Annotated in this window: 12 protein-coding genes; 9 read left to right on the forward strand and 3 right to left on the reverse strand. The window is 67.7% G+C overall.

What is annotated here, in order from left to right:
- Positions 1-109 precede the first annotated feature (109 nt).
- From ACFRJ8_RS10765 to ACFRJ8_RS10775, 3 genes are all read left to right on the forward strand, one after another.
- Positions 110-613: a GNAT family N-acetyltransferase gene (locus tag ACFRJ8_RS10765; RefSeq protein WP_377986100.1), complete on the forward strand. Its 504-nt coding sequence runs from the start codon at positions 110-112 to the stop codon at positions 611-613.
- 169 nt (positions 614-782) lie between these two features.
- Complete coding sequence (locus ACFRJ8_RS10770; protein WP_377986101.1) at positions 783-1,166, forward strand: RidA family protein; 384 nt, start codon at positions 783-785, stop codon at positions 1,164-1,166.
- 62 nt (positions 1,167-1,228) lie between these two features.
- Positions 1,229-2,959 carry a SulP family inorganic anion transporter gene (locus ACFRJ8_RS10775; protein ID WP_377986103.1) on the forward strand — a complete coding sequence of 577 codons (1,731 nt, stop codon included), beginning with the start codon at positions 1,229-1,231 and terminating at the stop codon, positions 2,957-2,959.
- Positions 2,960-2,986: 27 nt separating this feature from the next.
- On the opposite strand, the gene ACFRJ8_RS10780 is transcribed toward ACFRJ8_RS10775, so the two are convergent.
- Together ACFRJ8_RS10780 and ACFRJ8_RS10785 are read right to left on the reverse strand one after the other, a co-directional pair.
- Entirely contained in the window at positions 2,987-3,658 is a 672-nt protein-coding gene (locus tag ACFRJ8_RS10780) for a response regulator (RefSeq protein WP_377986105.1), read from the reverse strand.
- Positions 3,651-5,447, reverse strand: a complete 1,797-nt coding sequence (locus ACFRJ8_RS10785; protein ID WP_377986107.1) for an ATP-binding protein — start codon at positions 5,445-5,447, stop codon at positions 3,651-3,653. The genes ACFRJ8_RS10780 and ACFRJ8_RS10785 overlap by 8 nt, the downstream gene beginning before the upstream one ends.
- A 169-nt stretch (positions 5,448-5,616) precedes the next feature.
- Between ACFRJ8_RS10785 and ACFRJ8_RS10790 the strand changes: the two genes are divergently transcribed.
- The 4 genes from ACFRJ8_RS10790 to gatB all read left to right on the forward strand — a co-directional run bounded on the left by ACFRJ8_RS10790 (position 5,617) and on the right by gatB (position 10,612).
- Entirely contained in the window at positions 5,617-7,092 is a 1,476-nt protein-coding gene (locus ACFRJ8_RS10790; protein ID WP_377986109.1) for a CitMHS family transporter, read from the forward strand.
- Positions 7,093-7,231: 139 nt separating this feature from the next.
- The gene (gatC, locus tag ACFRJ8_RS10795; RefSeq protein WP_026537696.1) at positions 7,232-7,528 is read left to right on the forward strand and encodes an Asp-tRNA(Asn)/Glu-tRNA(Gln) amidotransferase subunit GatC; all 297 of its coding nucleotides are present in this window, start codon (positions 7,232-7,234) and stop codon (positions 7,526-7,528) included.
- Positions 7,529-7,532: 4 nt separating this feature from the next.
- The gene (gene gatA / locus ACFRJ8_RS10800) at positions 7,533-9,107 is read left to right on the forward strand and encodes an Asp-tRNA(Asn)/Glu-tRNA(Gln) amidotransferase subunit GatA (protein WP_377986110.1); all 1,575 of its coding nucleotides are present in this window, start codon (positions 7,533-7,535) and stop codon (positions 9,105-9,107) included.
- Positions 9,107-10,612: an Asp-tRNA(Asn)/Glu-tRNA(Gln) amidotransferase subunit GatB gene (gene gatB / locus ACFRJ8_RS10805; protein ID WP_377986112.1), complete on the forward strand. Its 1,506-nt coding sequence runs from the start codon at positions 9,107-9,109 to the stop codon at positions 10,610-10,612. Before gatA ends, gatB begins: the two co-directional genes overlap by 1 nt.
- A 3-nt stretch (positions 10,613-10,615) precedes the next feature.
- On the opposite strand, the gene ACFRJ8_RS10810 is transcribed toward gatB, so the two are convergent.
- Positions 10,616-11,524, reverse strand: a complete 909-nt coding sequence (locus tag ACFRJ8_RS10810; RefSeq protein WP_079551528.1) for a LysR family transcriptional regulator — start codon at positions 11,522-11,524, stop codon at positions 10,616-10,618.
- A 157-nt stretch (positions 11,525-11,681) separates the two neighbouring features.
- Between ACFRJ8_RS10810 and tdh the strand changes: the two genes are divergently transcribed.
- Both tdh and ACFRJ8_RS10820 read left to right on the forward strand, forming a co-directional pair.
- Entirely contained in the window at positions 11,682-12,728 is a 1,047-nt protein-coding gene (gene tdh, locus ACFRJ8_RS10815) for an L-threonine 3-dehydrogenase (RefSeq protein WP_370119437.1), read from the forward strand.
- An 85-nt stretch (positions 12,729-12,813) separates the two neighbouring features.
- On the forward strand, positions 12,814-14,025 hold the full coding sequence (locus tag ACFRJ8_RS10820; RefSeq protein ID WP_377986114.1) for a glycine C-acetyltransferase: 1,212 nt from the start codon (positions 12,814-12,816) through the stop codon (positions 14,023-14,025).
- Positions 14,026-14,207: the final 182 nt, after the last annotated feature.

The raw sequence follows: 14,207 nt of genomic DNA on the forward strand, positions 1-14,207 counted from the left end.
TTTCCGCCAGTCGGCCCCGGGCCTGAGTGCGGGTGACCTGAGTGATAGTTCGGTCACGGAAACGGCCCTTCCGGTCCAGGCCCGGGCAGAGCGCCCGTACCATTGACAGGTGCCTTCGCAGATCCTCATTCGCCCCGCCGTTCCGGCCGACTACGACGCCATAGCGCGCATCACCCGGGACGCCTACCTGGCGGCAGGCTACTTTGAGAACGCCGACCACCCGTACATGCGGCAGATCCAAAACGTCCAGCAGCGTGCGGCGGACGCGACGGTTTGGGTCGCGGAGCGGAACGGCCGGATCCTCGGCTCGGTGACGCTGGCGGTCAAGGGCGAGCCCTACGCGGACATCGCCCAAAGCGATGAACTCGAGTTCCGGATGCTCGTAGTGGACCCGTCCGTCCAACGCAGCGGCGCCGGCAGGACCATGGTCCAGGCCATCATCGACCACGCCAAATCCCTGCCCGGAATCCACGCCGTGGCCCTCACCACGGGCGAGAGCTGGGAAAGTGCCCACGGCCTCTACCGGAAGACCGGCTTCCTCCGGGCGCCGGAGCGCGACTGGCTGGTGCCTGGCACGGACATCAAGTTGCTCGTTTACCGCCAAGAGCTCTAGACAGAAGCTCTAGCCAAAACCCCTAGCCCGGGCAGTGGCCCCGCGCAGGCCCGTCGGCCAGCCCCGCCGACCATCCGGGCCGCCGACACAAACCAACCCGGTTTGGCGGCTCAAGCGCCTGGCGACCTAAAGTTGTGCCGATCCCTGCGGCAACTGCGAAAGGCCCACCATGCGCAAGACCTTCGGTACCGGCTCCACCTGGGAACAGGCCCTCGGCTATTCCCGGGCTGTCCAGGTGGACAACACCCTCTACATCTCCGCAACCGCCGCCAGCGGCGAGGACGGCATTGTCGGCGACGACTTCTATACCCAGACCAGCTACATCCTGCAGAAGCTCGGCGCAGTGCTCGCCGACGCCGGCTTCGGCTTCGAGGACGTGGTGCAGTCCAAGCTGTACCTGACGGACATCAGCAAGTGGGAAGAGGCCGGCCGCGCCCACGGCGACGTCTTCGGCGACATCCGTCCCACGCTCTCCCTGGTTCACGTCCTGCCGTTCCTGGACCCCAAGATGCTCGTCGAGATCGAACTCGTCGCGCAGAAGAGCGCCAGCTAGGAACCAACGCAGGGACCGCCTGGACTCTGGCGGAACCTCCGGGCGTGGAGTATGACTGGCGCATGAAGACGGCGCATGTCAGGGGCCCGGCCCGGGTCCCGCTCATCGGCCAATTCCGCTCGTATGACCGCAGCTGGCTGCGCGGCGATCTGATCGCCGGCGTCACCGTCGCGGCCCTGATCGTTCCCAAGAACCTGGGATATGCAGGCATCGCGGGGATCCCCCTGCAGAATGGCCTGTACGCCGCGGCCGCCGGCGCCATCGTGTACGCGATCTTCGGCACGTGCCGGCAGATCTCGATGGGGCCGAGCTCGGGCCTCGCGGCGGTGGCCGCGAGTGCCGTGCTCGCCGCAGGCATCACCGGCGATCAGGATGTCGCCTCGTTCGTTGCCGGAATTACTCTGGCCTCCGGCATCCTGTTCCTGCTCCTTGCCGTCCTCAATATGGGCTGGATCGCGCAGTTCCTCTCGAAGGCCGTGGTCACCGGCTTCCTATTCGGCGCGGCGATCGACGTCGTCATCGGGGAACTCCCCAAACTCACCGGGACCGAGGTCACCGGCTCCAACCCGATCCAGGAACTGCGGTCCTGGCTCGGCACCCTAGGCGAGGCGCAGCCAACCACCGTGGTGGTGGGCGTCGTCGCTCTGGCCGTCGTCTTCGGACTGAAGGCCGTCGCGCCTTCAGTCCCCGGCGCCCTGGTCCTGGTGGTGGGCGGACTCCTGGCTGCGGCGCTGTTCGATCTGGGGGCCAAAGGGGTGGCCCTGGTGGGCGACGTGCCCAGCGGGCTGCCCTCACTTCAGGTCCCGAACGGCCAGCTGATGTGGGACCACGTAGCCACCGTGGCCGTCGCGGCGGTGGCACTGGTCCTGATCGGCTTCTCCCAGACCGCCGGGGATGCGAGGGCGTTCGCTGCCAAGCACCGCTATCAGATCGATATCAACCAGGAATCGATTGCCCAATCGATGGCAAACATTGCCGCAGGACTCTTCAAGGGGATGCCCGTGTCGACGAGTCTGTCAGCGAGCTCGCTGAACGACCACTCCGGGGCGAAGACCGGCCTCGCCTCCCTCACGTCGGGGGCCACTGTTCTGCTCACGCTGCTTTTCCTGGCGCCGTTGTTCTCGATCCTGCCGAAGCCGGTGCTGGCCGCGCTGATCATCGAGGCGGTCGTCATGGGCATGATGAACGTGCCCGAGATGCGGCGGCTTGCCCGGGTGCAAAGGTTCGACTTCTGGATTGCGGTCGCCGCGATCATCGGCACCCTCATCTTCGGTGTGCTCGCAGGCGTCGTGATCGGGATCGGCCTCTCGCTCCTCTGGCTCGTCCGGGTGGCCACCCACCCGCAGATGCCGTCCCTCGGCCGCGAACCGGGCACCCAGGTCTTCCGTGAAACCGGTGAGCATCCCGGTGACGAGATCGTTCCCGGCATTGCAGTGATCCGGTTCGACGGCGGGCTCTTCTTCGCCACCTCCGACGCGCTGGAGGACCGCCTGCGCGAGGTCATCCAGTCCACGCCGGGGCTCACCGGGATTGTGCTGGACTGCGGCGGGATCAATTTCGTCGACTCCCAGGGGGCAGCCAAGATGGCGGACATTGCCCGCCTCGCCCGCGAGTCGGACGTCAACCTGCGCCTGACCCGGCTCAAGCCCGCGGTTCGGGCGGTCCTGGAGCGCGACGGCGTGATCGGGCGCATCGGGGCGGACATGATCCACGGCAACATCCACCGGGCCGTGCAGGCGGAGCAGGCGGCGGCACAAAAGCGGCCCGACGGCACCGCCGGCCAGCCGCAGTGAGCCCGCAACCCCGGGCACCTTGCGTTCCTAGTGGCCGGTTCCGGCGGGGATCCCGTAGCGGTGCTCGGGGCGCCCGGTGGTGCCGTAGCGCAGCTGGATGTCGACGGCGCCGTCGTCCGCCAGCGCCGACAGGTACCGCTGGGCGGTGGCCCGGGACACGCCAACCCGAGCGGCGACGTCGGCGGCGGAATACTGCTCGCCGGGAACCAGGGATTCCAGCACCGCGGCCTCCGTGGCAGAGCGGGGCCGCGCGGACGCGACCACGTCGCCCGGGATCAGGGCGCGCTTGGCGCGTTCCACCGTCTCCTGGTTGACCGATCCCGGCTGCGCCAGGATCCGGCGGTAGCGGGCGTAGGAGCGCAGCTGCTGCGAGAGGGCTTCGGCCGTGAAGGGCTTGAGCAGGTAGCCCAGCGCCCCGCGCCGGAACGCGAGCCGGAGCGACGCCGTGTCCGAGGCCGCACTGAGGATCACGGTGTCCACGTCCAGCTGGTGCAGCAGGTCCAGTCCCGACGCGTCCGGCAGGTAGACATCCAGCAGCACCAGGTCCGGGCGCAGGCTGTGGATGGCCTGCAGCGCCTGCGACGCCGACCCGGCCGGGGGCAGGGCCAGGAACCCCGCCACCGAATCCACATAGGCGGCATGCAGCTTGGCGACGTGGAAATCATCATCGACAATCAGCACCCTGAAATCCTCAGACATCGTTGTCCTCTCCGCCGGGTTTGGTGGTAGTCGGTTCGGTGGTTCCCGGTTCAGCAACAGCTGATTCAGTGGCCGGGTTCCGGGTAGCCGGTTCAGCGGTGGTCGGTTCGGTGGTTCCCGGCAGGGTGGCGACGAACACGGCGCCCGGGCCGCCGGGGGTTCCCGCCTCGAGCAACCGCACATCTCCGCCGCGGCGGCGCGCGAGCTGCCGGGACAACGCCAGCCCCAGGCCGTGGCCGGCGCCAGCCCGAGCCGGCCGGTCCGACGTCGTATAGCCTTCCGCGAAGACCGCCTCGGCCTCCTCGGCTGTCATTGCGGCGCCCAGGCCGTCGCCGGAATCCGCCACCACAATGTGAAGTGTGCCGGGGCCTCCGTTGATGCCCGGTTCGTCCAGCACTTCCACTTCCACCCAGCGCTCGGCCGCGGAACCGGCGACGGCGGCGTTCACGGCGTTGTCGATCAGGTTCCCCAGCACGGTGGTAACGTCCTGTGGCTCGGTGACGTGGCCGCGGACCACGGATTCCGGGCCGAGGCGCAGGCTCACGCCGCGCTCGTCCGCCTCGACTCCCTTGGCGCCCAGGAAGGCCTGCAGGTAGGGATCCTGCAGCAGCTCGGCCTGGTCCACCGGGAACGCCAGCGGCCCGGTGCCGGCCAGTTTGGCGAGATAGTCCTGGGCCTGCTGGGGCTGGCCGATGCTCATGAAGCCCGCGATCGTGTGCAGCTGGTTGGCGAATTCGTGGCGCTGCGCCCGCAAGGCCGCGGACATGGTGCCCACGGCGTCGAGCTGGCGGGTCAGCTGCTGCAGCTCGGTCCGGTCCCGGAGCATCACCACCCAGCCCAGGTCCTCGCGGCGGTGCAGGGCCTTGCGGGCGCTCGCCACCAGGACCCGGCCCCCGGCCACGAGTTCTACGGCTTCACCCTCCGCCGCGTCGGCCCGGGTCAGGGCCTTCAGCTGGGCCGGCACCGGTGCGTCGGCCCAGGCACTGCCCGCGAGGTCGGGGACGCCGAGAAGCCGCTGGGCGGCGGCGTTGAAAACACTGACCCTGCCGTCGGCCGCAACGCCGATCACGCCGTCGTCGACCCCCTGCAGGACGGCCACCTGGTCGTGCACCAGCGTGCTGATCTCCTCGGGCTCCAGCCCGAGCGTCAGCCGCTGGAGCCGCCGCCGCAGCAGGAAGGAGGCCAGCACGCCGGCCAGCAGCGCGCCGGCGGCCGTGGCAGCGATGGGGACGATGTCCCGGGCCAGGCTTTGGCTGATGGTTTCGGTGGAGTACCCCACGCTCACCTCACCCACCACCGTCCCGGAGTCCGGGGCGTACACCGGGACCTTGGCGCCGGCGGACGGGCCTAGCGTGCCCGTGTTGCGGGTGGTGACCTCCCGGCCGGCGAGGGCCTCGGAGGGGTCGGTGCTGACCTTTTCGCCCAGCCGTTCCGCTTCCGGGTGCGCCAACCGGATGCCGGTCTCGTCCGTGATGACCACGAACAGGGCCCCGGTGCGCGTCCGGGCACCCTCCGCGGCAGCCATCAACGGACCGGACAACAACTCGGACGCCGGGGGAGCGGCGGGAAGGGCGCTGATGGACTGGACCTCTGCCCGTACTGACGGGTCCGAGGCCACGGTCCGGGCCAGGGTCAGCGCCTGGCTTTCCGCCTCGCGGCCCAGCCGGTCGTAGGTCAGCCAGGCGTGGACGGCGCTGCTCAGCAGCACCACCAGCGCCACGACGCCGAGCTGCAGCAGCAGTGTCTGGGTCGAAAAGCGCAGGGCCGGCATAGCTGTGCGGCGCTTCATCGGGCTCCTGCCTGGGGTTAGTACGGACGTGAGCAAAATGCGCAAAATGCATCCAATAAGCAGTATGCCAATCAATTGAGCCAAAGGCCCAGTCGTGACGGGCGCCACTCTAACGTCTGTAGTGCGCATCACACCGGAGTGGTGTCATTCAACGAAGAAGGAGCCGGCCGTGCTGGTATTACTAGGATTCGCCATGATCGCGGTATTCATGGTGCTGATCATGACGAAGAAGTTGACGCCCGTATTGGCGCTCATCATCGTCCCCACAATCTTCGGGCTTTTCGCCGGCGCGGGCCTCGGCATCGGTCCCATGGTCATGGACTCCATGAAGTCCATGACCTCCACGGCCGCCCTGCTGATGTTCGCGATCATCTATTTCGGCCTGATGATCGACGTCGGGCTCTTTGACCCGCTGGTCCGCTTCATCCTCCGCAAGCTCGGCAATGACCCTGCCAAGGTGGTCCTCGGCACGGCCATCCTCGCCGCAGCTGTGTCCCTCGACGGCGACGGCTCCACCACCTTCATCCTCACCACCGCGGCGATGCTGCCGGTCTACCTGCGGCTCAAGATGAGCCCCGTGGTCCTGACCTGCGTGGCCGGCCTGGCCAACGGCACCATGAACATCCTGCCCTGGGGCGGCCCCACCGCCCGCGCCGCCACCGCGCTCAAGCTCGACGTCAACGATGTCTTCGTGCCCATGATCCCGTCCCTCATCGCCGGGCTCATTGTGGTGCTGGTCTTCTCCTGGCTGCTCGGCCTGCAGGAACGCAACCGCCTCCGCGCCACAGCCCCCGAGATTTGGGGCGTCCCGGATTCAGCTGAAGGGTTCGACGGCGGCGCTGCCGGCGCAGCAGGTGGCAGCACGGCCGGCGGTTCCGGAAACCGTCACGGCCGCAAGGGCCCCGGCGTCTCGCCCCTTTCCCCGGAGGGATCCTCCGTTGCAGTGCTTGAGCGCACCGAGGTCCTCGTCGATGACAAGGACTCCGCCATGGCCGACACCGCCCTGGACCCCAACCGCAAGACCCTGCGTCCGAAGCTGTTCTGGTTCAACCTCGGCCTGACGGTCGCGGTCATGGTGACGCTCGTCGCCAACATCATTCCGCTGCCGTTCGTCTTCATGGTCGGCGCCGCCATTGCCTTGTTGGTCAACTTCCCCAACGTCAAGGACCAGGGCGCCCAGCTGATCGCCCACGCACCCTCGATCGTCGCCGTCGTCAGCATGGTCATGGCCGCCGCGGTCCTCACCGGTGTCCTCAACGGCACGGGCATGGTCAAGGCAATGTCGGAATGGCTGGTCCAGATCATCCCGTCCGACATGGGCCCGCTGATGGCCGTCATCACCGGCGTCCTGAGCATCCCGATGACCTTCTTCATGAGCAACGACGCCTTCTACTTCGGCGTCCTGCCGGTCCTGAGCGAGACGGCGGCCCACTACGGCGTCAGCGCCGCCGATATGGCCCGCGCTTCCATCACCGGCCAGCCCTTCCACCTGCAGAGCCCCCTGGTCCCGGCCATCCTGCTCCTGGTCTCCCTGGCCAAGGTGGACCTGGGCGACCACCACAAGAAGGTCCTCTGGCGCACGGCCGTGATCTCCCTGGTCATGCTCGGAGTAGGAGTCCTCACCGGAGCCATCGGCATCGGCTAACAAGCCCCACCAGACGACAGTTCGCGGCAGTGTTTGTCCAAAACATTGCCGCGAACTGTCGTCTCGGCGTCCGACGGTAACAGCAGTTCAACCCACGTAGACTGGGACGGAAAATAATCCGAACTTGCAGGGGAGATCCATGGCTGCGATCAACCGCGACGACGTCGCGCATCTCGCGCAACTCGCGCACATCGAGATGAGTGCTGAAGAGCTGGACAGGATGGCCGGCGAACTCGCCGTCATCGTGGATTCAGTGAAGTCCGTCAGTGAAGCTGCCGGTGATGACGTCCCGGCCACGTCCCACCCGATTCCGCTGACCAATGTGTTCCGCGAGGATGTCGTGGGCCACACGTTTACGGCCGAGCAATCCCTCTCCGGTGCCCCCGACGCGTACGAAGGCCGTTTCAAGGTCCCGGCAATCCTGGATGAGGACTAAGACCATGACTGAGAACAACGAACTGATCCGCCTCTCCGCCGCCGCGCTCGCCGAGAAGCTCGCCGCACGCGAGGTCACCGCCGTCGAGGTCACCCAGGCGTACCTGGACCGCATCGCGGCCGTGGACGGCAAGGTCCACGCCTTCCTGCATGTCAACACGGATGAGGCGCTCGCCGTCGCCGCCGAAGTGGACGCGATCCGCGCCGCGGGCGGTGCCGCCGCCGAAGAGCTCCACGTCCTCGCAGGCGTGCCGATCGCCGTCAAGGACCTCATTGTCACCATCGGCCAGCCCACCACGGCCGGCTCGAAGATCCTCGAGGGATGGCACAGCCCTTACGACGCCACCGTCGTCGAGCGCCTGCGCACCGCGAAGATGCCGATCCTGGGCAAGACCAACTTGGACGAATTCGCGATGGGCTCCTCCACCGAACACTCCGCCTACGGCCCCACCCGCAACCCGTGGGACCTGGACCGCATCCCGGGCGGCTCCGGTGGCGGTTCCGCCGCCGCCGTCGCGGCCTTCGAAGCGCCGCTGGCACTCGGCACGGACACCGGCGGCTCCATCCGCCAGCCCGGCGCCGTCACCGGCACGGTCGGGGTCAAGCCCACCTACGGCGGCGTCTCCCGCTACGGCGCCATCGCCATGGCCTCCTCGCTGGACCAGATCGGCCCGGTCTCCCGCACCGTGCTCGACTCGGCCCTGCTGCACCAGGTGATCGGCGGCCACGACCCGCGCGATTCCACCTCGCTCCCGGACCCGCTGGAGGACCTCGTCGCCGCGGCCCGGACAGGCAACGTCGAGGGCATGAAGATCGGCATCATCAAGGAGCTCCACGGCGAGGGCTACCAGGCCGGCGTCGAAAACCGCTTCAATGAATCCCTCGAGCTGCTCAAGGCCGCCGGTGCCGAGATCGTCGAGGTCTCCTGCCCCAACTTCAAGTACGCCCTGGGCGCCTACTACCTGATCATGCCCTCCGAGGCGTCCTCCAACCTGGCCAAGTTCGACGGCGTCCGGTACGGCCTGCGGGTCCTGCCCGAACAGGGACCGCTGACGATCGAACGGGTCATGGGCGCCACCCGCGCCGCCGGCTTCGGCGATGAGGTCAAGCGCCGCATCATCCTGGGCACCTACGCCCTGAGCGCCGGCTACTACGACGCCTACTACGGCTCGGCCCAGAAGGTGCGCACCCTGATCCAGCGCGACTTCGAGGCCGCGTTCGCCAAGGCCGACGTGCTGATCTCCCCGACGGCCCCCACCACGGCCTTCAAGCTCGGCGAGAAGCTCAACGACCCGCTGGCGATGTACCTCAACGACGTCGCAACCATCCCCGCCAACATGGCAGGCGTCCCCGGGCTCTCGCTGCCCGGCGGCCTGGCCGACGAGGACGGACTGCCGGTGGGCATCCAGCTGCTGGCCCCGGCCCGCCAGGACGCCCGGCTGTACCGCGTGGGCGCGGTCCTGGAATCCCTGCTGGAGGCGCAGTGGGGCGGCCCGTTGCTGGACAAGGCTCCTTCTCTGACCGATTCTGCACCGGCGGTTGCTGCTGGCGCCCCCGCGAGCCACGGAGGTTCACACTAATGACTGACGCAACCCTCAGCTTCGAAGAGGCGATGGAGAAGTACGATCCCGTCCTGGGCTTCGAGGTCCATGTGGAGCTCAACACCAAGACCAAGATGTTCTCCTCGGCGCCGAACGTCTTCGGGGACGAGCCGAACACCAACGTCAACGAGGTGGACCTCGGCATGCCCGGCGTGCTGCCGGTGGTGAACAAGACCGCGATCGAGTCCTCGATCAAGATCGGCCTGGCGCTGAACTGCAAGATCGCCGAGAGGTGCCGCTTCGCCCGGAAGAACTACTTCTACCCGGACACCCCGAAGAACTTCCAGACCTCCCAGTACGACGAGCCCATCGCCTACGACGGCTACCTGGACATCGAGCTCTCCGACGGCACCATGTTCCGCGTCGAGATCGAACGCGCGCACATGGAGGAGGACGCCGGCAAGCTGACCCACATGGGCGGCGCCACCGGCCGCATCCAGGGCGCGGACTACTCCCTGGTGGACTACAACCGCTCCGGCGTGCCGCTGGTCGAGATCGTCACCAAGCCGATCGAGGGCGCCGGCAGCCGCGCGCCCGAACTCGCCAAGGCCTACGTGGCCGCCGTCCGCGAAATCGTCAAGAACCTCGGCGTCTCCGACGCCAAGATGGAACGCGGCAACGTCCGCTGCGACGCCAACGTCTCGCTGCGCCCGCACGGCCGCGAACGCTTCGGCATCCGCTCGGAAACCAAGAACGTCAACTCGCTGCGCGCCGTCGAACACGCCGTCCGCTACGAGATCCAGCGGCACGCCGCCGTCCTGGATTCCGGCGAGCCGGTCACCCAGGAAACCCGGCACTGGCACGAGGACACCCGGACCACCACATCTGGCCGGGCCAAGTCCGACGCCGACGACTACCGCTACTTCCCGGAACCGGACCTGGTCCCGATCACCGCGTCCCGCGAATGGGTCGAGGAACTCCGGGCCACCCTGCCCGAGCCGCCGGCCGCCCGCCGCAAGCGGCTGCAGGCCGACTGGGGTTACTCGGACCTGGAATTCCGCGACGTCGTCAACGCCGGCGTGATGGACGAGATCGAGGAAACCATCGCCGCCGGCGCCACCGCCACCGTGGCCCGCAAGTGGTGGATGGGCGAGATTGTCGGACGCGCCAAGAACGCCGACGTCGATCCCGGCCAGCTCGGTGTCGCACCGGCCACCATCGTGGAACTGAACAAGATGGTGGAGGACGGCAAGATCAACAACAAGATGGCCTCCGAGGTCCTGGACGGCGTGCTCGCCGGCGAAGGCACCCCGGCGGAAATCGTCGAGAAGCGCGGCCTCGCCGTGGTCTCCGACGACGCCCCCCTTCTGGAAGCGATCGACGCGGCCCTCGCCGCGCAGCCCGACGTCGCGGACAAGATCCGCGCCGGCAAGCTCCAGGCGATCGGCGCGATCGTCGGCGGCGTCATGAAGGCCACCCGCGGCCAGGCCGACGCCGGCCGCGTCAAGGAGCTGATCCTCCAGCGCCTCGGCGTCGAGGGCTAGCCCCTAGCCGCCCACTAAATCGGTCATGATGGTCTGCAGTGCTTCGCAGACCATCATGACCGATGTGCGTTTAAGGTTCTCCGGCCTGGCCAGGAGGTCGATCCTGCGCCGGGTGCTGATGCCTTCCAGCGGCCGCAGCACAATGTCCGGGTTCAACACAGGCCGCGCGGTGTGCCGCGGCAGCAGGCCGATCACGCCGCCGGCCGCCACGAGGGCCGCCACCGTGGAGTAGTCGTTGATGCGGTGCACAATGTTCAGCTCGCGGCTGGAGACCGCTGCGACGGCGGAGAGCACGTCCGCGGGGGAGTAGCCGGCGCGGCTGGTCACCCACGGTTCGCCGACGACGTCGTCGGCCGTCACCGCCCGCTGGCCGGCAAGCCGGTGCCCGGCGGGCAGGGCCACGTCCAGCGGCTCGTGCGCGAGCGGAATCACCGCGACGCGTTCCTCGGGCCAGCGCGGGCTGTGATCCATCCGGTGCGCCAGCACCAGGTCGTAGCGGGCCGTCAGGGCCGGGAAATCCTGCTGGGCCACGTCCTCGTCGGAGAGCAGGATCCGGGGTTGGCCGGGGCCGTCCAGGAGCCGGGCCAGCGGCGCGAACAGCGCCTGGCCGGCACTGTGGAAACCGCTGAGGGTCACCGGCGCCACCGGCGAGCCGTGGTACGCGCCGATGGCCATCTTCGCATCCGCCATCGCGCTGACCACTGCCGCTCCGGCGTCCGCCAGAACCTGCCCGGCCTCTGTGAGCACCAGGTTCCGGCCCTCCTTGCGGGTCAGAGGCACCTCAACGGTCTTCTGCAGCGCGGCCAGTTGCTGGGACACGGCCGACGGCGTCACAAGGAGGGTTTCCGCGACGGCTTTGACGCTGCCCAGGGCCCCGAGTTCGCGCAGCATCTCCAGCTGGTGGATTTCCATGCCAGCCATTCTATGCAATAGCAATTCCTAATTCGTCGATTGAGAAAAATTCGGTTGTGCTAATGCTTTCTGATGGGTCTAATGGGGTGAGTTGTCCCACACGCCCGTGCCGGCGGAACAGAACGCGGCGGAGCGAATCTCAGAGTTAGGAAGACCCATGAAGGCTCTCTACAAGGCCGGCGCCCATGCAGGGTTCGAGCTCGTCGACCGTCCCGAGCCGAAAACCGGCCCCGGCGACGTCAAGATTCGCGTCATGACCACCGGCATCTGCGGGACAGACCTTCATATCCAGGCCTGGGACGCCTGGGCGCAGGGCATCATCAACGCACCCCTGATCGCCGGCCACGAGTTCTACGGCGAGGTCGTGGAGACCGGTGAGGACGTCCTCGACGTCAAGGTGGGGGACCGGGTCTCCGGCGAAGGCCACATCGTCTGCGGCATCTGCCGCAACTGCCGCGCCGGCCGCCGCCAGATGTGCATCAACACCGTCAGCGTCGGCGTTCAGCGCGACGGCGCCTTCGCCGAGTACGTGGTGATCCCCGAGACCAACGTCTGGGTCCACCAGGATCCCTCCGTCACGCCGGAACTCGGCGCCATCTTCGATCCCTTCGGCAACGCCGTGCACACCGCCCTGAGCTTCCCGCTGGTCGGTGAGGACGTCCTGATCACCGGCGCCGGACCCATCGGGCTGATGGCGATCGCCGTCGCCCGGCACGCCGGCGCGCGGAAGATCGCGATCACCGACGTCTCCGCGCCCCGGCTGGAACTGGCCCGCAGGCTCGGCGTCGACCTCGCGATCGACGTCTCGAAGATGCGGGTCAAGGACGCCCAGCGCGAGCTCGGAATGCGCGAAGGCTTCGACATCGGCATGGAAATGTCGGGACACCCCACGGCACTGCCTGAGATGATCGACAACATGAACCACGGCGGCCGGATCGCGATGCTGGGACTGCCCAGCCAGTCCATCGACATCAACTGGGGCAAGGTGGTCACGCACATGCTGACCATGAAGGGCATCTACGGCCGCGAAATGTTCGAGACCTGGTACGCGATGAGCGCCATGCTCTCCTCCAACCCGGTCCTGCACGCGAACATCTCGGCCGTCGTCACGGACACGCTGCCGGCCACCGACTGGGAAAAGGGATTCGAGGTGGCCCGCGCCGGCGTCGGCGGCAAGGTGGTCCTCGACTGGACCGTTTTCTAGGCCAGCCGCTCTTTAGGCCCGTTTTACACCGTCCTTCCAGACCGCATTCTTTGCCCCCGCATCCAACCAGCTGAGGAGCCAACCCATGTATTCAGCCATCAAGGACCAGCTGCAGCACGAACTCGATGAGATCCGCAGCGCCGGACTCTTCAAGACCGAGCGGCACATCGACTCGCCGCAGGCCAACCGCATCAAGGCCGGGCAGATCGGCGAATCCGGTGCCGACGTGCTGAACTTCTGCGCCAACAACTACCTGGGCCTCGCCGACCACCCGGACATCATCGCCGCGGCGAAGACCGCGATGGACGAGCGCGGCTTCGGCATGGCCAGCGTGCGCTTCATCTGCGGCACCCAGGACCTGCACCTGGCCCTCGAGCAGCGCGTTTCGGCGTTCCTCGGCACCGAGGACACCATCCTGTTCTCCAGCTGTTTCGACGCCAACGGCGGCGTGTTCGAGTCCCTCTTCGGCCCGGAAGACGCCGTCATCTCCGACGCCCTGAACCACGCCTCCATCATTGACGGCATCCGGCTCTGCAAGGCCCAGCGCTTCCGCTACGCCAACCAGGACATGGCCGACCTCGAGGCCAAGCTGATCGCTGCCACCACGCAGGAGAACCCGGCCCGCCGCACGATCATCGTCACGGACGGTGTCTTCTCGATGGACGGCTTCCTGGCGCCGCTCGAAGCGATCTGCGACCTCGCCGAAAAGTACGACGCCCTGGTGATGGTGGACGATTCCCACGCGGTGGGCTTCATGGGCGCCACCGGTGCCGGCACGCCGGAGCACGCCGGCGTCTCGGACCGCGTGGACATTTACACGGGCACGTTCGGCAAAGCCCTCGGCGGCGCGTCCGGCGGCTATGTCTCCGGCCGCGGTGAAGTCATCGCCATGCTCCGCCAGAAGGCCCGCCCGTACCTGTTCTCCAACTCGCTGGCCCCGGCAATCGTCGCGGCCACGCTCACGGCCCTGGACCTCGTGGAAAACTCCGGCGAACTGCGCGGCAAGCTCTTCGCGAACGCTGAGCTCTTCCGGAGCCGCATGAGCGAGGAAGGCTTCGACCTGCTCCCCGGCGAGCACGCGATTGTCCCGGTGATGTTCGGCGACGCCGTCATGGCGGCCAAGGTGGCCGACGCCATGCTCCACAACGGCGTTTTCGTCACGGCATTCAGCTACCCGGTGGTGCCCAAGGGCGCCGCACGGATCCGCGTTCAGCTCTCCGCCGCGCACAGCTCCGACGACGTCGAGGCCTGCGTCCAGGCGTTCGTGCGCAGCCGCGCGACAGTGGCTGCAGCCTAGACGGATCCCTGAGGCCGGGGCCCAGTTCAGTCCGGGGTCCGGCCTCAAGCTGAACTGCAAGGGACCTGGCCCGGCCTTGCTCGTTCTTCCATGTTTCCTTCACTTGTTTGTCCGCGGGACATGCCCAGTTCCGGCAGCGAGGACTGGACATAATGCCACTATGTCCAACGGCTACGACCAAC

Origin of the sequence: Arthrobacter sp. NPDC056886 (assembly GCF_042788715.1) — a bacterium.
Lineage (GTDB): Bacteria > Actinomycetota > Actinomycetes > Actinomycetales > Micrococcaceae > Arthrobacter.